Below are 19,344 nucleotides of genomic sequence, written 5' to 3'. Positions count from 1 at the left end.
TTACGACAGTTCCAAGGCCGGCGACTCGATGCCGCGCGCCTGGTCGATCTTCTCGGCCACCTTGAAGGCCGCTTCCAGTTCGGTGCAGCCGTAGTGCTGCATGAGCTGGTAGCGCTCGGCCTTCTCTTCGGGTTCGGTCTGCGCCAACGCCAAGTACAGGCTGGGCGGCACGGCGCGGAACAGCACTTCCATGCTCTTGGAAAGGATGACGCCCTCGGTGAACTTGCCCGCTTCTTTGCGCGCCGAGAGCATCAGCGCTTTCTGCGCGGGCGAGAGTTCGCGGAAGCGTGCAATCTTCTCGACCTCATCGGGCGGCATCGACAGGCAGATCCACCACTCAATCATGTTGAGCATGGGCTCCGCGGCACGCGGCAGATCGTCGATATTTTGTGTAGCCAGCCAGAACCAGGCCCCTAGCTTGCGCCACATTTTTGTAATTTTTACAACGTAGGGCGCAAGCAGCGGGTTCTTCGTGATGATGTGGCCTTCGTCGGTCACATTGATGATCGGACGGCCCAGGTACTGGTCGCGCTCGGCGATGTTGTTCACCGTGCTGATCAGGCTGATGTAGGCGATGGAGAGCTGCGCGTTGTAGCCCTCCCGGGCATAGGTCGCGAGATCCACCAGCGTGATGTCGGCCTCGGGCCACGGCGTGCCATCGCGATCGAACATCTCGCCGTCCGTGCCTTGGCAGAACATGTCCATCGCGTCCGCCATCTCCAGCAGCCGCACGCGCCGCATCTCGGGCAGCGTCGGGTCCTGGCCGCGCGTGCGCAGCGCGTTGCGCACGTCGCGCGTGAGCACCGTGCGTTTCTCGGCCACGCAGTGCTCGGCGGCATCGAGGATGCACTGGCGGATCAGCGAGCGATCGGCCCGCGTCATCCGGGCTTCTTCCTTGTCCTCGCCGCCTGTGATCATCAGCCGTGCCGTGATCTCCAGTTCACCCAGCACGTCGCGCTGCTCGTCCTCCTCCATGACCGAGGAATCGGCTGGCAATTCTTCATCCAGTGCATCGGCATCAAGCGTCTGCACGTTGCTGGGCGTTTCGATCAGCCGGCGAGCGTCGGCGAACGGCGCCAGGCTGATGCCCGAGCCAGGAGCCAGCTTGACCCGGTTCACGGTCAGACCCAGGCGCTTTGCGAAGTCGCTGAACAAGCCAAAGCTGTTGCCGGCTTCCACGATGAACAGCCGCGGCCGGTAGATGGCCGTGACCTGGTTCAAGAGGTTGTTGAGCGTTGCGCTCTTGCCCGAGCCGGTGGGGCCGAACAGGAACAGATGGGCGTTCATCTGCCTGTCCAAGCGGTTCAGTGGATCAAACGTGATCGGCCCGCCGCCGCGGTTGAAGAACGTGTTGCCCGGATGACCCGTACCCTGGCTGCGACCCCACGCCGGCGAGAGATTCGCCACATGCTGGGCGAACATCAGTTGGGTGAACCAGTTCCGTCGATCTTGCGCAGGGTTGTAGCAGCACGGTAGCCAGCGCAGGTAGCTGTTGAGCGGCGCGACTTCATCGTCCTCGCGCACAGGCTGCAACCCCGCGTTGAGCATCACGTTGGCGAGATCCAGACCGCGCCTGTCAAGTTCGGCTTCATCGCGTCCGCGCAGATAGAAGGCCAGCGTGCCGCGGTAGAGCTTGTGCGCGCTGCCGATGAGCGAGCGTGCCTCCTGCACATCCTTGAGCGTTTGTTCCGATGCCAGTGTTTCGCCGACAGCCTTCTTCGCCAGGTGATTCAGGTGCGATTCGAGGATGTCCTGGGGCGTCGCCACCATGGTCAGACACATCGTGGTGTCTTCGGGCATCTGATCGAAAAGCGTGTTGATAGCGTCCCCCTTGCGGGTTTCGCCGGTCAGGTGCCCCGTACCGGGCGGCATGCGTAGCCGGTCGGTGACCAGTACGCGATGCGGCATACCGTCAAAGTACCAGGTGCCGTGCTCGGCATCGGAGCGAGGCTGACCGAAGAACAGCCGTTGACTGAAGTCCCGACCACTCGCCAGCTCAATCTCACCTTCCTCCACCTCGTCGGGATAGCGGGCCAGCGCATAGAAGCGCTCTCGCTCCTCAGCGCCGGGCCCGAGCATCGTGGGGCGTGGGTTGAACCAACGCAGCAGCCAGTCGTGAACATCGGCCGCGACCATGCGCCGGGCCTGGATGCCGGCGTTCGCCAAGCCGCCGCAGAGGCGATCGCAGACGATGTTCAGCATTTGCTCGGGTGTCTGGCCGCGGCGGTTCGCCTGCCCGGCGGCCCGGCGATAGACCACCATGCGCACGCGCCGCGTCTGGCCGCGCCAGCGCAACCGCGTGACCACCGTATCCTCGAACAGTCCGCCGGGCTTGGCCACCGCGCGCAGGTGGTGGCCAAAGAAGCGGAGGTAGAACTCGGTGAAGGCCGTGCTGCGGGCGCGCGGCTGCACGTAGTCGCGTAGCGTCTGCATGTACTGGTCGAAGCTGGGCTCGTCCTGTGCATAGAGCTGGAGCACCCACGGGTTCTCATCCAGCTCATCGAACGAGTCCTGGAGCGCGTTTTCGAGCGCATCGCGGGCATGAGCGAGCCAGCCCGGTTCCCGACCTTCGGTGCCTAGCGGGACCAGTTCGTAGAAGGCCGCGACCGATTGCCCGTCCTCCAGCAGCATGGACTTCGACGGCGGCAGGAACTCCACCCACGGCAGCAGCTCCGCGAATGACTGCGCAACGTCGTACATCGCCTGCTCGTCCGCCACGGTCGCCGGCCTGCGGCCCTGGACCGTCGCTCCGGGTTCGGCAATGCCGGCCTGGCGCAACGCCTCGACGTGGCGCTGCCAGCCGTCCGGCTGCTCGTCATTGCCACCATCGGATGCAGCCAGCTTCGGCCAGGGGAGTTTCCAGCGCATCAGTAGTCCTCCACGCGCTCGCCCGGCATGGCGTACTGCACACGCTGGTACAGGGGAAAGACCGTCGTGTAGCCCGGAACCGGCACGGGATCGGTGCCCGCCAGGTGCGGGTACACATACATGACAAGATCGGGGTTCGGCAGGCGGTGGAACTGGCGATAGACCTCGTTGCGCGCCGTGCGCGTGTAGCGCATCTGCTCGGTGGGCGCGGCCTCCACGTCGGCCTCGGTCAGCGTCCGGCGCAGGCTCTGGCGTGCATCGAGCAATTGCCTGCGCGCCACCTGGCCGGCGCCACCACCCCCGTCACCGGCGTTCTGCTGCCAGATGTCCATCATCGTGCTGTCGCCGTGGGGGAGCAGCTTTTCCTTGCTGGTGGCACAGCCGCCGAGCACCGCGACGGCGAGGGCCAGCGCCAGGGCCTTATTCAAGTTCGAGAGCATGGCTTTCTCCTGCGCGGTGATCGACCTTGCGGCCTTCGGGATCGAAGTCGATGGCGAGCGGCTTTTCGAGGTGGACGGCGACCTTCGCGCCGGGCTGGACATAGACAGCGGCGAACGCCTGGCCGTACAGCTTGTTCACCCAGTCGGCCATGTCGCGCACGCCACCGGCCAGGATGCGGCCCACGGCTTCATTGCCCGAGATACCGACGCTGCCGATGGAGCCGTCGGCGCCGACGTAGGACATCTGGCCGCTGTCGCTGTCGATCAGCGAGGCGACGCCGGCACCGGCGGCGGTAATCAGGGCTTGCGAGCCAAGGTACTGCTGGGCGTTGCTGCGCCGCTCCCCGCTGACGCAGGGAATGCCGTATGGGTCGCTGATCCAGCCCAGGCCTCCACTTTGAGAGTTCTGCTGCTGGTTGTTTTGCTGGTTGCCGTCGCGGTCTTCGGGGATGGTGCGGATCGTGCCGTCGTGGAAGACGAAGGTGATGCTGCGTACCTGGCCGCGCACGCACGAGAGCGTCCAGTCGCCCGATGCGGTGCCGCTGAACACGGCACCGGCCACGTCGGGAATGTCGATGCCATTGGCGGTCAGGTTGTCCTGTCCGACCAACACCTTGAAGGGGTACGGATCGTTGACGGTTCCGTCGATCGGCACGCGGCCGATCAGCGCCGTCATCGCCACCGACCCCATCAGCGTCGAATTGGTCGGTACGGTATAGACCGCCTTGGCGCTCTTCACGCCTGCGGCGCGTGCGCCCGCGTTCGCCACGGTTTCCGCCGTGGTTTCCAACGTGCTCTGCGCGGGGCCGAAGCTCGTCGGGAAGCTCATGCCGCTACCCGTGCCACGACTGCTGTTGCGCCCCTCGGCTTTCCTCGCATCGTCGGGTTCGACCCAGCGCACGCCGCCTTCCATGCCGGCCTCGTCGCCGTCACGCAGCCCCAGACCCACCGGCAGGTCGGCATGGCCGCCGCCACGTCCGCCGATACTGTCCAGGCGCCGTTGCAGGTCGGCCAGCAGCCCTTCGGTCTGCTGACGCGCGCTGGCTGCCTGCTCTTGGTCGCGACGCAGGTTGGTGCGCTCGGAGTCGAGGGCCGAATTGATGCGCTGGTCAATGGAGTTCTCGCGCTGGCGCAGTCGCTGGTTTTCTTCGCGCTGGGATTTGTTGTCCGAGAGCGCGGTCTGAAGCTCGGTGCGCAACTGCTTCACTTGGGCAACGAGCGTCGCCACGGTGTCGCGCGGGGTATCGCCCTCGATGCCCAGCGCCTTCATTTCCGCTGGCGTGAGCTTGGCGCCGGCATCCGCGGTCGGTGGTGCCGAAGTGCTGCCTCCCGAGAACAGCCGGATGGCGACGAACAGCACCAGCACGGCAACCGGGATCATCAGCCACTTCAGGAGTCCATTACTGCGCATGGCGGACCTCCTTGCGGTCGGTGCCATCCTGGGAACCGGCTTCCGGTTGCGGGAGATGCACGGCCGGGTCGAAGCGGTTGACCGCTGGTAGCAGCGATTGCGCAAGGCCACGCCCGCGCGTCACCAGGTACAGAACGGTCGTGTCCTCGGGCGTCCCGCGCGGGCCAAGCGCCTCGTGTTGGAAGGTGGCGGTGAGGAAATCGCCTTGCAGCACGCGCGGGTCCAGGGTGATCCAGCCGCTGCTGCTGTTGGTCAGGCGCACGGCGGTCACCCACTGGTCTTCCAGACACCATGACGCGAGCGCGACCGCGCGCACGGGCAGCGTCGGCATCAGCGTGCCGAGGTCGAGGTCACGGCGCAGGTTCACCCGCATGACGCTCGGCAGCGGCTCCACGGTGCGTAGCGGCGCGTAGAGGTTCTGTGCGGCAAAGCGCGTCAGGACAACCGACACCGGGGTCTCGCGTCGCGCCGCTCGCGCGCCGGCCTGGTCCTGGGCGCGCGCCGGAGCTTCGTTGTCATCGCCGGGCTGATCGCCATAGCGCGCCGGGGTGCTGTTGCCCTCGACGATGCGCACTGGTTCCAGCTCGGCTTCGCCGTCCTTGGCTGGCTCCGCCGCAATGTCCAGCAGGATCAGCGCGCCCGTGTCGGCGTCCTGCAATTGCAGCCGCGTGGGCTCGATCGGCTCACTAGCACGCAGGTACACCGCGCCGCCCGCGCTCTGCACCCGTAGGCGCTCGCCGACGCCCGCAGGTACGCCCACGCGGACGTTGCGGTCGATGAACACGATGCGCTCGTGGCCGACCTTCAGCGGCACCGCCAACGGCATACGTTCCCAGCGCAGGATCTCCACTGCCTGGACAGCAGGAGCGGCGGCCACGGCCAACAGCCCCAGCAGCGTGAGTACAGGATGCTTCATGGGGTTTCTCCTTGGGGCGCTTGCGGAGACAGGCCGCCAGACGCCGGGCGCGTTGGCTCCGGCGTGCTGATGCGCTGGGGCGCGCCCTCATAGCAGTCGAGCGCCAGGCCGAACGGGTTGCGGGCAGGATCGACGTCCACCCGCGTGACCTTCACTGGATAGCGCACCAGAGCGCGCTTGACTTGCTCGGCGCCGTAGTACTCGTCGGCGGTGATGTCCAGCGTCACCACCCAGTCGCGGTCGGAGACCACGCGCACGCGCGCCGTAGGGTCGTCGCCGTAGCCGCGGCCGGGGATTTCATAAATCCCGCGCACGCGCTGGCGCAGCTCGCCCGTGCTGCGGCGGTAGTCGTAGTCCGCGCGAAGGAAGGCCTGGCAGGACGGGGTGAGATACGGCGAGAGCGTGTGGAGGTTGCGCGCGTAGTCCTCTTCGCCATTCGTCGGCCAGCGGTTGAGCGTCTGGAACACGTAGAACGTGAACGCATAGACCGATTCGGGCGGCACTTCCCACCACTTCCTGGTACTGCCGGAGCGCAGGTCAGGCGGAACGTGGATGGTCAGATCGCGCGGAGCGCTCCACCAGCCGCCACCCATGACCAGGGCGACGATGACCAGGGCGCCAGCCCCCAGGCGAAGCGTCTTGATGTGCGCCTGCAGGTGGGTGATCTCGTTCTTGAAGCGGCTCATCGCGCGCTCCTTCGGGTGGTCCAGAAGCCGGAACGCGAGATCAGCACATGGCCGCCCACCCAACCCGCCATCAGTGGATGACGTGTCGCAATGCGCCATTGCAGTTGCCGATACAGCCAGGTGTCGGGACGCCCGCGTTTGAGGCGGCGAAGAATGCCGCCGCCGATGAACACGCCCAAGGCCACGCCCAGGACGACGAACGTGGGAGCTAGCGCGATCGTGCGGAACACCCACGACAGCGGCGCGCCGACCAGCAGGCCGGCGGCGCCGGACAAGCCGCAGCAGATCCACAGCTCGTCGGCGGTGAGGCCGCGCACGACAACGGGGTGGCGGTTGAGCCGGTGCGGAAGGAACGTCACGGTCCCGTCCGCACGGACGTGCTGCTGCTCAGACATACCGGCCTCGCCTTACAGGATGCCGGTGGCTTCGGTGAGCAGCCAGATGCCGATCACGAGCAGGACGGCGCCGATGGCGACCGTGAGGCCGAACTGGCCCCACGTCTTGCGGCCTGTGTGGATTTCCGCGTAGGTCCCGTAAGCGTGGTAGCACACGCCGATGAACATCGACGCCACCACCAGCAGGGCTACGAGCATGATGATGTCGTAGCCGTAGTTGCGGATCGTTTCCATGATGCCGTTGCCCGTGCCGCGGGTCGGGTTCTCCAATTGCGGCAGACCCTGCGCGAACGACAGCACGGGCAGCGCAGCGGCGCCCAGGGCCACGGCGGCGCGCTGGGCAAGACGGGAATTGAGGATGCGGTTTTGCATGGTCATGCCTTTCAGGTCAGGAGAGGAGGAAGAAAGTCAGGACGAGGTACATCGCGACGAATCGGATGCAGACGCCGAGGAACTGGCGCTGGTTGAGGCGGCTCTCGGACCACCCCACGTAGGCCGTTCGCATGGCCCAGACGCCCCAGACGAGCAGGACCGCGAACACGACGCCGACCAGGACGGTCGCCATCGCTGAAGGTGCGATGCCGCTGTTGGCTTGAAATGCCGAGACCTGGGCGCCGTTCATGGCTTGCCCTCCGCGGTCGTCGGCGGTGATGGCGGGACGACCCGCTCCGTGCGGTAGTCGCCGGCCAATTCGGACGGGTCGCGCGGCTGGGCGCGCGACGGTGTGAGATGGGCCTGGATGCCGGCGCGCACGCGCGCCAGGTCAGCCAGCAGCCTCGGGTAGTCGAAGTGGTAGCGCTCGCCCGGCTGGATGGGGGCATGCGCGGCGCTGTCGGCGACCGTGCGCTCCAGCGCGTCGAGTTGGCGCAGCGCTGCGACCAGCTCCTGACGCTGCGCTGGGGACTCGGCCAAGGCCATCGAGGACTGGCCCAACACAAGGGCCGTCACGAGAAAAGTGGGCACGCCGCGATGCGCGGCGCGCAGCCAGATCGGAGCCAACATCGCGCCATTCCTGTGTGATCAGCAATGGCTAGATCGTGGAGATCAGGGCTGTTTCAGGCCGCAAACAATAGGAACCTGCGGATGACCGGATTGATCGGCTAGAGGTACTTCTTGAAGCTGCCCGCAGTCAGGCTCACGGCCAGTCCCAGCAAGGCGGCGCTCGGCAACAGGATCAGCAATGGATGCACCGAGATCGGCAGTGCCAGGTACGTGATCCATGGCAGCACGGCCAGGGGCATAAGGCTGGCTTTCGCGCGGTGGTAGATGAACCCGGATTCGCGGCCCGCGCCGAACCTGCGCACGTCACGTCGCACCAGACCGTCAATCAGACCGACGAAAGCAGCCGTGAAGATCAGTGGCAGCGTGAGCACCAGGACCAGCAGGCGCACTAGGAAGGTCAGCGTCGTGAAGGCCGCGGCGATCAGGTAGCTCTCGGCCCAGACATAGGCTTGGCTGATGTAGTAGCGGAAGTTGCGCGCCTGCTCGTGGCTGGGCGCGCGGACGCGCTCGGCGGTCTGGCTCATGCGCGCCAGCAGCCCGGAGCGAACAAACACCCATTCGTAGCCTGTATCCACCAACTCGTGCGCCGTGCGCCCCGGCTCCTGCACGACCACGCTGCGCGTGAAGTGGTTGGACAGATGCCCAAGCTCGTACTGCAACATCTGCTGGGAATGGCGCCAGCCCTGGTCCTTCCAGAACAGGTGCATGCCGACGCACTCCACCACGATCGAGAACAGCAGCGAGCCGATCAGCACTCCAAGCAAGCGAAACGGCAAGGTGATGGTGCCGACGATCAGGCCCTGGCGCTGATTCTGCTCCCGCTGCGCGGTCGAGGCGGCGTCCTTCACGGCGCGGCCTCGTCGCCACTGTGGTCGGTGTCGGTGGCCACCGCAGCAGGCTCGGCTGGAGCAGCATCATCCAGCAGGTCATCGGGCAAGGCCGCATCCTGCAAGGCCGGGGAACTGGTGAACTCCCACCACTGCGTAGCCTCGCTGTAGCTCTGGCGCATGTACCCTGCCAGTTGTTGCAGGTCCGTCGGCATCACTTCATCCGGGTCTGGTAGCGGCAGCGGCATGCGAACCTTCCAAAGCTGGCCGCCCTGCAGCAGCGCGAAGCATTGGCCTTTTGGCAGGCCGACTACGTGCGATGGCTCGATCATCGGCACGCTGGACATGCTGATGCGGTCCTGGGTGTTCGACGTGAAATCCGTCGCGCCGCGGATGTCCGAACTGTCGGTTGCCCCGGAGACGATGGTAGTGGTATAGACCTCGACCTTCGGCAACTGCCGCGTCAGCAGTTCGGCAGTGGCAGTCTCGCGCACGCGCAGCATGAACAGGTTGTTGAAGTTGCCGATCACCTGGCCAGCTTTCGCGCGATTGCCGATGCGGGCCTCGATGTCCGAGAGGGTCTGCGTGTACGCGGTGACTTGCAGCCCGGCGCCGCCGCCTTTGTTGATAAGCGGCACGAATTCGTCACCCATGAGTTCATTGAATTCATCCGCATGGACGTTGATCGGTACGCGCGCGCCAGCCGAGGCGTCTGGCAGGCCATCGTCGATTCCGTGCTTGTAGATATGGCCCGCGACCGAAACCAGGTCGGAGAACATGGAGTTGCCGACCGCTGCGGCAACCTCGGCGTCGGACAGCGCGTCCAGTCCCACATAGACGATGGCGCGCTTCCTGATGACTTGCATCCAATCGAAGATCGGGCGCGGGTCGGCCAGGTCGGAATAGTTCGGTGCCAGGAGCTGCGCGATCTTGCCGCTGGTTAGCTTTTCCAACAACGGCAGCAATGACGCGACGATCTTGTCGAAGTAGGTCTTGTCGTACCGAACTGCCGAGCGCAGTCCGTCGAGCACCGGGTCGTAGTTGCGCGCCTGGGAGAGATACTGCTCCAGCGCAACCACGCGCTTCTCGCGCCCGATCATGTTGCGCGGGATGTTCTTCTCGTTGAGCTTGGCCTCGATCTGGACGATCACCTCCCAGGCCTTGGGCTCGGTCTTGGCGAAGTAGTGCTGGGCGTACTCGATAAACAGCGCGTCGATGTTGATGACGTGCCGCTGGATCAGCATGTAGTCCGGGCGCTGTCCCAGTTCCACCAGGGCACGAGCAATGATGTTGACGAAGCGCCACGCGAACTCCCTGAAGGCCGCGCTATTGCCTTCACCGGAGAGTTGCCCTGCGATACGGGTGGCGACTTCCGAGATGCGACCGAATCGGCCCACCGCGTTGTAGCGGGCGCTGATCTCCGGCCAGCCCAAGTGGAAGATGTAAAACTCGCCTTCACGGCCCGCGCGCTTGGCCTCGACATACATGCGCTTCAAGAGGTCCGCATCCCCTTTGGGGTCGATGACGATCACGACTTCGTGCTCGCCGGCAGCGCTCTTGCGGCGGATGTCCTGGGTCACGAACAACTCGGCCAGTCGCGTCTTGCCCACGCGCGTGGTGCCCAGCACCAGCGAGTGCCCGACACGCTCGCCGAGCGGAAGGCTGACGTCCACCTCGTCCGGTTCGATGCCGTGCAGGCGTGGCAGGCCGCCCACAGGCGGCAGCGGACGCACCGGGTTGAAAGGAGCATCCCAGCCCGTGAGCGCGGACAGCCGGGATAGCGGGAACGGCGCGAACTCCAGCCGCTCCTCCAGTCGCCGTGCCAGCCGGTAGGCAGGCGTCGGCTCGACGTATCGGCGGAACTCCGGCCGGTACGTCTGCATCAGCCTATGGGTGTGTTTTTGTTCCCACAGGAACCCGCGCCCGATGAAAAGCCGCTGCTGGCTGACGGGCACGTCCTTGCTCGTCATCACGTAGCGCGACAGGCGGCGGATGTTGCGTCGGTAGCGCAGGATCACGCGGGCATCGCGATAGCGGATCGCGCCGTAAGCGCCGAAAGCCAGCGCGCTGCCGACGCCCATCGACGGGCTCAGCGCGAGCGACCATGGGGCCACCAGGCACAGAAACGCGGCGCCTGCACACGCCGCGACGGTGTATAGCTCCACCGCTGGGCGTAGCAGAACCTCGACCGGCTGTTTCCCCGACATGGCTTCATTGCTCGATGCCGGTGGCCGTGATCAGCGCCGGGTAGTGCCGCAGCCCCAGGCGATCGGCCAGGTCGTCTCCGGCTACGGGCGCGAGCGGCACGCCCGGCACCAGGGCACGCAGCCGTGCCAGGCCCTGCGCGGTCTCGACATTGACCACGAGGCCGACCGCGCCGCGTTCGCGCAAAGCAACGCCGCGGCGCTGCAGCCAGGCCCGGGAGGCGTCGTCGTCGCCGATGACCACGAACGGCCGCAGGCCGGGCGCTTCGATCACGCGCCGCGCGACGGTGCCGGGCGTGAGCTTGGCGCTACGCACCGGCAGCATCGCTGCCTCGTCCGCGGGTGTGGCGGGAACCTGTGGCGTCGGAATGGGCGGCCGGCCCGGGACATCGGCGCGCGCCTGGAGGTTGAGGGCCTCGTAGTACGGCAGCGCCGACGTGCCACCGCGATCTTCGACCACGATCAGCGGATCGCCGGCACGCGATGCCAGCGGCAGACCTGCCAGCAGCACAAGCAGGCCCCGCAGGGCCAGATGGGATTTCGTCATGGGGAAGTCTCCTGGCGCGCGGCGAGCACCGCGGCGTTTGGATGTGCGCCCTGCACACGCGCGAGATGGCGCGACACGCTGCGCCGGTAGCGGGCGGCGGGCTCGCCGCCCGCAGGACGGTGGTAGCGGCCGATCGCGAGCAGCCAGTCTTCGCCGGACGTGTGCTGCTCGTTCAGGATTTCAGCGGCGATGGCGAGGTTTCGATACGGGTCCAGCAGGTCGCACGCGCTGGTGAAGCGATGCTTGTGGTAGCCGAGGTTGATCTGGACCAGGCCTGCATCGATGCGCGTGTGGGGCGTGGTACGCATTGCCTGTTGCAAGCCCGAGCAGGCGTCGGCGCGCGTGGCGAAGCGGCGCGACTGGCCGGCGACATTGAGGGACCACGGCCACGGCACGATGCGCCCGTTGCGTCGAACGCCGCTCTCCTGCAAGGCCACGGCGTAGAGCACGGTCGAGGGGATGCCCGCCTGCTGGGCGGCGAGCTGGTAGGCAGGTGGCGGAATCTCCTGGGCATGGACGGCGCAGGCGCACAGGCCGGTAGCGAGCACCAGTGCGCACAAGAGCTGCGAGAAGGAGGTGGCCGCTACGGCTGGCGCTGCCATTGGCCGTTCACCTCGCGCACAGCCGCGGGCAAGTCACCGGGCAGGCCCAGCGACAGCCAGCGGCCGCCGTCGTGGTTGAGGGTAATGCTGCCGCTGCGCACGCGCGCCGGGTCGATCTGCGCGCGCTTGGCCCAGTCGCGGATGCGTGCGTCGTCCTGGCGGCTGCCCACCATATACAGGTCGAACTCGGCACCCGAGGATTGCAGCCGCTGCACGAGCTGCCCACAGGCCGCGCAGCCGTCCTTGACGAACACCGCCATGCGACCGCTGCCGCGCGCGGTGCCGGTGCCCGGCCCGTCGTCGGGCAGGTTCACGCGCTGCATGCCGGGGTTCAGGCGCTGCCAGGCTTCGTCGTAGGCACGTTGGTAGGCGAGCAGCTTCTCGACGCGGCGTGCCTCGACTTGCACCTGCAGCTCTGCATAGCGCCGCCGTTCATCGTCGGTGCGTGCCTCGATGCCTAGGGCAGACAGCGGGTCCAGGTTTGGCGAGTAGATGCCCAGCGGCCCATCCATCAGCTCGCGGTAACGCGCCCATTCCTGGGGTTGGAGCCCCCAGTTGCTTGCTACTCGGTCGTCCAGGACGCGGGCGGCCAGCGGGCGCTCCTGGCTCTGCGCATTGCGGGCTGGAGCTGTGGCTGGCTGTTGCGCCCACGCGGGCCACTGGACTGAAGCCAGTAGGAGTGCGGAAAGGATGATCGACGGCTTCATGTCGTGTGCTCCGATCAGGGAATCGCCACGCGACGGATCTGTTCGCCGGCTTGGAACACCGCAGCGCTGCCATCGATTGCCTGCAAGCGCCATGGACCGACCGCATCACCGGGCAACAGCACCTGAAGCTGGTCGGGCGTGAAGTCCCCGCTGCTCGGCGCGACGGACACACTGAGCTGGCCGGCGCGCAGTTCGGCGCCGACGATGCGGAACGGCAGTGGCGGCGGTTCAGGCTTGGCGGCGGGCTTGCTCGATGTGCGCGGCTGGGCGGGTGTTGCTGCACGCGCGGCGGTCTGACGCGTCTTGATCTGCTCGATCTCCGCGCGCAGCGCCTGAAGGTCGTCGGCTGCTGCGTAGCTGCTCAATGTCTTCTCAACTTGGGAAGCGCGTGCTTCCAGGATTTGGCGGGTGTCTTTGAGGTCCGCCGCCGTTGCGACCTGCGGACGCTGCTGGATGGTTCCGATGGTCTCGGCCAAGGCCACCGCCTGCGCTTCGAGGCGTTGCAAACGGGAGTCGAGCCGTTCCTCGTCGGCCTGGTCGCTCATCGCCTGGTAGCCGAGGGCCACGATGACGCTGAGACCGAGCAGCCAGAGCCAGAGCAGGCTTTGCGCCACCACGGCGGCAGCCGGGCGCCGCGAAGATTGGGGAGTGTTCATGGCTGGCCGCCTGGAATGGAGGGCATCAGTGGGAAGGTCTGCACCGCATCGGCGGCGGCCGGTTCAGGCATGGATTCGACGGCCATGCTGTCGCCGGGCCGCTCGAAGCAAATTTGTCGTGCGCGGTCATCCGCGTGCAGTTCCCAGGCCGGACCAGCTAGGGTGATCAGCGCGTCGCGCAAGGTCATGGGACCGAGATGCAGGTGCGCCGCCGGCAGCGGCAGCGCATACAACTCGATCACGGCATGTGCCGTTTGACACAGGCTGTAGCCGCTGCGCTTGAGCACGTGCCGCAGCCCATCGCCGACCGTGACGCGGGCATCCGCCGGCATCGAAACATCGATGGTCTGCAACAGCAGGTCGCGCTGCGCCGCCGTGGGGGCCAGCTCGACCAACGTGTAGCGCCCATAGCGCACAACGGGGATGTACTCGGGCGCTTCGGGTTCGGGCGCGATCGAGACTTCCTCGAAGGCATCGGGTGCGTGCGGCGCAGTCGTTGTCGCGCAGCCGCCAGCCAGTACCGACCAAAGCAGGCCGAGAAATCCCGTCAGCAGGCGGCGTTCGGGATGGTGAAACCAGGGTGGAGAGGGGCACATAGCTCGGCGTCCTGAAACATCGAGCCCTCACCATCGCCGCTGGGGTCGTGCGCGGCAGCAAACAATGCGAATCACGCCCCGTCCGATTTTCCGACAGCCTCCCTCCAAAGAAAAAGGCCCCCGAAGGGGCCAATGAGAGCGCAGGTCGGACCCTGCCGAATCAACCCCGAGCCAGCTTCAGGCCAGGATCGACCTGTGCCAGTTGGGCATGCGCCCAGCAGCGCACGAGTTGGCCGTTCTCGCCGAGCGGCCGGTCCGCCATCGCCACCGAGTACTCGTCGGTATCGCTGGTGTCGTAGCAGACGACTTTGATCTCGCCGGTGTCGCAGCGGATGGAGTGGATCTGGCCGTCGGTCATATCGACCACGACGACCTGCGGGACAAGACCCAGTTCGCGGGCGGCCGACAGGATGGGGCCATATTCGGCAGCGTCGAAGCAGACGAACGGCCCTTCGTACCGGGCTTCTTCGGCCAGATCCTTGGCTTTGTGGTAGTGAGCACCCTGGTCGTATTCCTCCTGGGTGGTTCTGACCTTGAAGACCGGCATGTTGGGGGTGCCGGAAGCATCGACGCAGGCGACAGCGACTTGCATCTCGATCTCGCCGCCTTCAGCAGGCTCGGTCGGAGGGATGACAGCCTGACTCTCGGGTTCTTCGTCGGCCATACCCATGCGCTCGCGCATCTCGTCGGCGAATGCCTCGGGAGCCATCAGGCCGTAGCGCGCCAGGCGCACGGGGATGTCTTCAGCGTTCAGATTGCCGTCTTCGATGCGCTGCCGCATGAAGGAGGCGATCTCGGTTACCAGGGTGTCACTCTCAGCTTCCGAGGGCTGCTCGGACACATCGATCGACCACTTATCCACTTCCGCGGCGGTCTCGCCGGTCAGCAGACCCTCATCGATGGCGTATTCGCACATGCTGCGCAGCCGTGCCAGCATTTCCGATTCGGCCTCGCCGTTGAGCAGGTAAGTCACGTCCAGCGTGAGGCGAGCACTGACGACTTTGGTCGTTGCTTGGGTATTGGTGTTCATGGAAATCTCCTTGGGATCGAAAAAGCGCAGCCACGCCCACGGAGACCGTGGACGTGGCTGCAAGGTGGGAACAGCGGAAAGCCGGCGGCGTTAGGCCAGCGTTGGCGTGGGGATCAGGCGGCGACCAGTTGCCGGGCCAGTGCGACCTCGACCGAATCACCATCCTGGTTCAGGACGTCCAACCCTGATTCGGGCACGTCGCCCGAGGTGGACTGCGAGACCATGATCTTCTTGGCCATCAGTTCGAGGCAGGTCATCTGCGAGGAGCCGGCGTAGCCAAGGTAGATCACGCGCACGGGTTGCTTCTGCCCGATGCGCCAGGAGCGGCGTGCCGCCTGCTGCAGCGAGTACACGTTGTAGCCCGACTGCATGAACACGATCGTCGGAAACTCCAACAGGTCCAGTCCCGTTTTAACCAGCTCGGGGTTGGTGATGAGCACATCGATGCCACGGTCCAGTTGTTCGGCGATCCAGTCCTCGCGGCGGCTGGCATCCACGCTTGCGCGCAGCACCGCCACCTTGAAGCCTTCCTGCTCCAGCAGCACCTTCAACCGGCTGGTCGTGTCGCGCGTGCCGGTATAGACCGTGTAGGCCAGCACCTTGCGGCCCTGCGCCTTCTCCTCTTTGCAGATGTCGATCAGCTCACGCTCCTTGGGGCTGATCTCGAACTCATTGAACTGAGCCGGGACGAACGCCAAGGTGTTGCGCGTGCGCGGATGCACCACGGTCTCCGACCGGAAGCAGCAATCTGGCCAGGCCAGTAGCACGTTGAGCACCACACCCAGCAAGGTCGTATCGCGTCGTGCAAGAGCCTGTTTCAGCTCCGCGGTCAGCCGACCCGCCAGATCGCGGTAGGCCGCGGCTTGCGCCGTGTCCATCGCGACTTCGCGGAACTCCTCGTCATACGGCGGCAGGACGTTGCCGCCGATGTCCTTGAGCTTGAGGAAGATCGTGAACGGCAGGATGCAGCGCAAGACGCCCTTGGGGCCGAAGCCCGGGGCCTTGACCGTGCGCACCGATACCTTGGTGCCCTTGGCCGTCTTGTGCGCCGTGCCGGTGCTCTCGGAGTAGATGTCCTTCAAGACCCCGTGATCGCGCATGAACGCCATCGCGGCCGAGGTCATGCTGCCGCTCGTGGTCGGGCGGTAGCCGTCTTCGATCATCCGCCCCGGAAGGGCTCGGAACAGCAGGTAGAACAGGTCGTCCCCGTAGCCGCCCATCAGCGTGCCAGTCAGCAGCAAGGTCTTGCGAGCCTTCGCTGCCAGCACGCCCATGGCCTGGCCTTGGGCACTGCCGCCGTTCTTGTACTCGTGCGCCTCATCGGCGATGAGCAGGTCGAACGTGCCTTGCGGCAGGTAGCGTTTGATGAACTCGGACGGCTGGTAGCCGCCTTCGCCAAAGCCGAACTCCATGTTGGCCATCGCACGTTCCATGCGGGTGGCCTGACGGTCGGAAAACACCAGCTCGCCGTTGCCGTCCATGAGGTTGATGAACTCATGGATGTTGTCGCCGAGCATCGAGGCCAGGAAGCCGTCTCCGAACTTCTGCATCAGCTTCTGCGCGGTGACTGCCCCGATGGTCGGGATGCGCTTCAAGGCTTTCAGCACGGCCGAGGACTGGTCGCTGCCGGACAGGCTGCGTGGGCGGATCAGCGTCCACAGGGGCGCTGCGCAATGGCTGCACTTCCTGCGGTACTCCTCGGCTTCGAGCGCGACCGGGTTGACCGGCTCGCCGTCGAGGTCGGTGATGACCGTGCCGCAGTCCGGGCAGGCCGCCACGTCGCCGTGGCGGGTGCGCCGCTGGGTGAAGACAGGCTTCCAGTGGAACCCCATCCGCATCCTGACGCGCCCCAGGACAAAGAACTCCTGGCCGGTCGGCTGCACACCCAACTGCTCGCGCAGCTTGATGAGCTTGACCAAGGTATCGGGGCCGTTGAGCACCCAGACCTTCGCGCCCGCTACTGTCTCCTGGATCTCGCGCCGCCACTTGTAAACAAGGTGCGGGGGCGAGAGAACCAAGGTCCGGCGGTAGCCTTCGGCGTTGAGCACAGCGGCCGTGGCGATGCCGACGGTCGTCTTGCCGCAGCCCATCTCGCCATTGACGATCGCGGCGCGCTCGCCACGGTCAATCAGCAGCTCCGCGGCGGCGTGGACGACTTCGGCCTGGGCCTGGAACAGCTTGCGCTTGAGGCTGGCGACGATGAGCTGGCGATGTGCTTGCGGTTGGCCGGTATAGACCGGCGGGTTGGCGCTGTTGAGGGCGTCGAGCAGTTCGTCGCCGAACTCGCCGACGAAATCCTGAAGGCTCAGGGTCAGAGGGGAAGATTCCGCGTCGAGCAGTTCGCCCTGTACGGGCGCGGCTTCAGCGGCATTGGTTTCGAGATCGAGGGACATGGTGATGCTCCAAAGAAAAAGGGGCATGCACCACCCCCAGCGGGGCAGTGGCATGCCCCGTGGTGGGAAGTAAATCGACGCGTGGCCGACGGTGGTTGAAGGTGCTGGCCTGGGTGGCCAGCGGCTGAACCGTGCTCAGTCCTCGGACGGCAGAACGATGACGGTGACGTGGCGCTCCGCGTCGGTAACGATGCGAATGGCCAGCCCCGGATGGATCACGTAGTGCGATGCCAGCGATGCGCCTGATTGAAGCGCGGTGCTGTTGGCCTGCCATTGCTGGACGTTGACGTCGCCCCAGTCGCCACGGGTGTGGCGCCTGAAGTACGGGATCGGGTCGAGGCGACCCGAGCGGACCAGGCGGTCAATGCCTTTGCTGAAGATAAGCGCCCCGATGGGGAACGCCAGGTTCTGACAGTAGGTTTCGATGCGATGTGATGCCATGGGCTCCTCCTTGATGAGTCATTGAGCAACGACACCCCTGCCGGAGTGAAGTGGCTCCGTCAGGAGAATGAGGATGACGATGTGGGGACGTCAGATCAGGTCCCGCTCTTCGGGAAGCTGGATCACCGTGGTCTGGTGGTCCTCGCTGGTCTTGACGATTAGCGCCAGGTCCGGCGTGATCCTGAACTGCGAGATCATCAGGTTGTCCTGTTGGATCGCCACGTCGTTGGCTTGGCGTGTGGCCTCATCGATCTCGCCCCAGTCCCCGCGCACATGGCGCTGGACATAGGCTAAGGGGTCGATCAGGCCTCTTCGGGCCAGCCAATGCACCTTCTCGCTCAACTTCAACGTACTCGGTGCGAACAACGGTTGCTTGTGCGGCGCTGGCCGCTTGAACGGATTCGGGAACATGGTGTTTCTCCTTCGATGTGGTACAGCAGGACGGCAGCGCGTCCGGTGGATCAGCGGATGGTCAACACCTCGCCCCGTGTCGCGGAGCCAGGCGTCATGTCCCACGCGCGGATGACGGGCACAAACTTGTCGGTGAGGATGCGGGTCTCGGCGATGGAGCCGTCTTCGCGTTCGGTGAATTCCCGCTGGAGCGTTTTGTCCTTGTGGGTGTCACCTTTGACGACGAGCACGCGCCCCGTCTGGGAGCGCACAACGCCGGAGATCGCGCCCGCGGCCAAGGCCAGGGCGAGATGCCAGTGGGACAAGGCTCGCGCCGGTGGACGCAGCGACTGCTGCGCGGCCCCCAAGTGCGTGTCCAGCGACGGCCAGAGGCCTTGCAGCCTGCCAACCTCGTCGGCGAACTGTTCAGGCTCCATCGTCACGCGGAAGAAATGCTCCGGCTCGGCCGGACTGGCGGGGACGATGTATGGCAGGAACGGCCACTCGCTCGGAAGTTCCTCGGCTTCGACTTCGCCAAGCCCAACCTGCAGCAGCAGGTTGCGCACGGCCTTGACGCCATCGGGGGCCTGCTCGCGCTGGCGCACCCTTCGGCCAAAGATCACCACCTGCTTGAACTGCGTTTCCACCGCTCGGTAGATCCGCAGATCGGTGTAGTGGCGTGTCAGCCAACCAACCAGCTCCGCGTCGAGCACGTAGCCGGGGACGATGAAGACCAGCATGCCGCCGTACTGCAGCAGCGACAGCGAACGCTGATAGAACAGCTTTTCGAGGCGGGCACGTCCCTGACCTTGATAGCCGATGTTGCCGTTGACGTCCTTGGACAGGTCGCCATACGGCGGGTTGAGCCAGAGCAACCCGAAGGACTGTTTGGAGACCATCGTGTCCATCAGGTCCGCGTGCAGGCAGTGATCGACCAAGCCTCGGGCATGGCGTGCCCGCTCCGCGTCGAACTCGACCGCGAATGCCTTGGCCTGGTCACGCCCGAGGGCATAGGCGGCTTCGGCGATCGCCACGCCTTCGCCGGCGCAGGGATCGAGGATGCACATCGGCCCGTCGCTGGGCATCAGTGCGTTGAGGGCTCTTTCGAGCGTGGGTTCGTCGGTCGGGTAGTACCCGTTCTTGGCGAAATTGCGGGCGAGCCGCGGGAACATGAGGGCCATGGAAGTCTCCTGGTTGGCGGGGATGAAAGACGGAAGCACGCCGAGACGTGCC

The 19,344-nt window shown here is 65.8% G+C and carries 21 protein-coding genes; all 21 read right to left on the bottom strand.

Going from position 1 to position 19,344, the window contains the following annotated elements:
- The 21 genes from G4D77_RS05350 to G4D77_RS05250 all read right to left on the bottom strand — a co-directional run bounded on the left by G4D77_RS05350 (position 1) and on the right by G4D77_RS05250 (position 19,292).
- A complete protein-coding gene (locus tag G4D77_RS05350) occupies positions 1-2,868 on the bottom strand; it encodes a conjugative transfer ATPase (RefSeq protein ID WP_023103900.1) in 2,868 nt (955 codons plus the stop codon).
- The gene (locus tag G4D77_RS05345; RefSeq protein ID WP_023103901.1) at positions 2,868-3,308 is read right to left on the bottom strand and encodes a TIGR03751 family conjugal transfer lipoprotein; all 441 of its coding nucleotides are present in this window, start codon (positions 3,306-3,308) and stop codon (positions 2,868-2,870) included. The genes G4D77_RS05350 and G4D77_RS05345 overlap by 1 nt, the downstream gene beginning before the upstream one ends.
- Complete coding sequence (locus G4D77_RS05340; protein ID WP_023464783.1) at positions 3,289-4,719, bottom strand: TIGR03752 family integrating conjugative element protein; 1,431 nt, start codon at positions 4,717-4,719, stop codon at positions 3,289-3,291. Before G4D77_RS05340 ends, G4D77_RS05345 begins: the two co-directional genes overlap by 20 nt.
- Complete coding sequence (locus G4D77_RS05335; protein WP_128730091.1) at positions 4,709-5,635, bottom strand: TIGR03749 family integrating conjugative element protein; 927 nt, start codon at positions 5,633-5,635, stop codon at positions 4,709-4,711. Before G4D77_RS05335 ends, G4D77_RS05340 begins: the two co-directional genes overlap by 11 nt.
- Entirely contained in the window at positions 5,632-6,321 is a 690-nt protein-coding gene (locus tag G4D77_RS05330; protein WP_023835765.1) for a PFL_4703 family integrating conjugative element protein, read from the bottom strand. The genes G4D77_RS05335 and G4D77_RS05330 overlap by 4 nt, the downstream gene beginning before the upstream one ends.
- A complete protein-coding gene (locus G4D77_RS05325; RefSeq protein ID WP_023103905.1) occupies positions 6,318-6,716 on the bottom strand; it encodes a TIGR03750 family conjugal transfer protein in 399 nt (132 codons plus the stop codon). Before G4D77_RS05325 ends, G4D77_RS05330 begins: the two co-directional genes overlap by 4 nt.
- Positions 6,717-6,728: 12 nt before the next feature.
- Complete coding sequence (locus G4D77_RS05320) at positions 6,729-7,088, bottom strand: TIGR03745 family integrating conjugative element membrane protein (protein ID WP_023103906.1); 360 nt, start codon at positions 7,086-7,088, stop codon at positions 6,729-6,731.
- Positions 7,089-7,104: 16 nt separating this feature from the next.
- Positions 7,105-7,338 carry a TIGR03758 family integrating conjugative element protein gene (locus G4D77_RS05315; RefSeq protein WP_009459672.1) on the bottom strand — a complete coding sequence of 78 codons (234 nt, stop codon included), beginning with the start codon at positions 7,336-7,338 and terminating at the stop codon, positions 7,105-7,107.
- Positions 7,335-7,718 carry an integrative conjugative element protein, RAQPRD family gene (locus G4D77_RS05310; RefSeq protein ID WP_023465080.1) on the bottom strand — a complete coding sequence of 128 codons (384 nt, stop codon included), beginning with the start codon at positions 7,716-7,718 and terminating at the stop codon, positions 7,335-7,337. The genes G4D77_RS05315 and G4D77_RS05310 overlap by 4 nt, the downstream gene beginning before the upstream one ends.
- A 98-nt stretch (positions 7,719-7,816) precedes the next feature.
- Positions 7,817-8,566, bottom strand: a complete 750-nt coding sequence (locus G4D77_RS05305) for a TIGR03747 family integrating conjugative element membrane protein (protein ID WP_023103908.1) — start codon at positions 8,564-8,566, stop codon at positions 7,817-7,819.
- A complete protein-coding gene (gene traD, locus G4D77_RS05300; protein ID WP_023103909.1) occupies positions 8,563-10,752 on the bottom strand; it encodes a type IV conjugative transfer system coupling protein TraD in 2,190 nt (729 codons plus the stop codon). The genes G4D77_RS05305 and traD overlap by 4 nt, the downstream gene beginning before the upstream one ends.
- A 4-nt stretch (positions 10,753-10,756) precedes the next feature.
- Positions 10,757-11,296 (bottom strand): integrating conjugative element protein, encoded by a 540-nt coding sequence (locus G4D77_RS05295; protein WP_017515759.1) that lies wholly within the window; start codon positions 11,294-11,296, stop codon positions 10,757-10,759.
- A complete protein-coding gene (locus G4D77_RS05290; RefSeq protein ID WP_028690955.1) occupies positions 11,293-11,898 on the bottom strand; it encodes a transglycosylase SLT domain-containing protein in 606 nt (201 codons plus the stop codon). Before G4D77_RS05290 ends, G4D77_RS05295 begins: the two co-directional genes overlap by 4 nt.
- Positions 11,880-12,605 (bottom strand): TIGR03759 family integrating conjugative element protein, encoded by a 726-nt coding sequence (locus tag G4D77_RS05285; RefSeq protein ID WP_213757910.1) that lies wholly within the window; start codon positions 12,603-12,605, stop codon positions 11,880-11,882. Before G4D77_RS05285 ends, G4D77_RS05290 begins: the two co-directional genes overlap by 19 nt.
- 14 nt (positions 12,606-12,619) lie before the next feature.
- The gene (locus G4D77_RS05280) at positions 12,620-13,261 is read right to left on the bottom strand and encodes a hypothetical protein (protein WP_023103912.1); all 642 of its coding nucleotides are present in this window, start codon (positions 13,259-13,261) and stop codon (positions 12,620-12,622) included.
- Positions 13,258-13,857: a PFGI-1 class ICE element type IV pilus protein PilL2 gene (gene pilL2, locus G4D77_RS05275; RefSeq protein ID WP_023103913.1), complete on the bottom strand. Its 600-nt coding sequence runs from the start codon at positions 13,855-13,857 to the stop codon at positions 13,258-13,260. The genes G4D77_RS05280 and pilL2 overlap by 4 nt, the downstream gene beginning before the upstream one ends.
- A 160-nt stretch (positions 13,858-14,017) precedes the next feature.
- On the bottom strand, positions 14,018-14,887 hold the full coding sequence (locus G4D77_RS05270) for a hypothetical protein (RefSeq protein WP_028690957.1): 870 nt from the start codon (positions 14,885-14,887) through the stop codon (positions 14,018-14,020).
- Positions 14,888-15,000: 113 nt separating this feature from the next.
- Complete coding sequence (locus G4D77_RS05265) at positions 15,001-17,280, bottom strand: helicase-related protein (protein WP_049323496.1); 2,280 nt, start codon at positions 17,278-17,280, stop codon at positions 15,001-15,003.
- Between the two features lie 135 nt (positions 17,281-17,415).
- Complete coding sequence (locus G4D77_RS05260; protein ID WP_207997090.1) at positions 17,416-17,721, bottom strand: hypothetical protein; 306 nt, start codon at positions 17,719-17,721, stop codon at positions 17,416-17,418.
- Positions 17,722-17,811: 90 nt separating this feature from the next.
- Positions 17,812-18,132 carry a hypothetical protein gene (locus G4D77_RS05255; protein WP_023103917.1) on the bottom strand — a complete coding sequence of 107 codons (321 nt, stop codon included), beginning with the start codon at positions 18,130-18,132 and terminating at the stop codon, positions 17,812-17,814.
- Between the two features lie 50 nt (positions 18,133-18,182).
- The gene (locus tag G4D77_RS05250) at positions 18,183-19,292 is read right to left on the bottom strand and encodes a DUF6094 domain-containing protein (RefSeq protein WP_023103918.1); all 1,110 of its coding nucleotides are present in this window, start codon (positions 19,290-19,292) and stop codon (positions 18,183-18,185) included.
- Positions 19,293-19,344 lie beyond the last annotated feature (52 nt).

This window comes from Delftia sp. WY8, assembly GCF_018437695.1.
GTDB lineage: Bacteria > Pseudomonadota > Gammaproteobacteria > Burkholderiales > Burkholderiaceae_C > Comamonas > Comamonas tsuruhatensis.
This window is presented reverse-complemented; position numbering and strand designations above follow the sequence as displayed.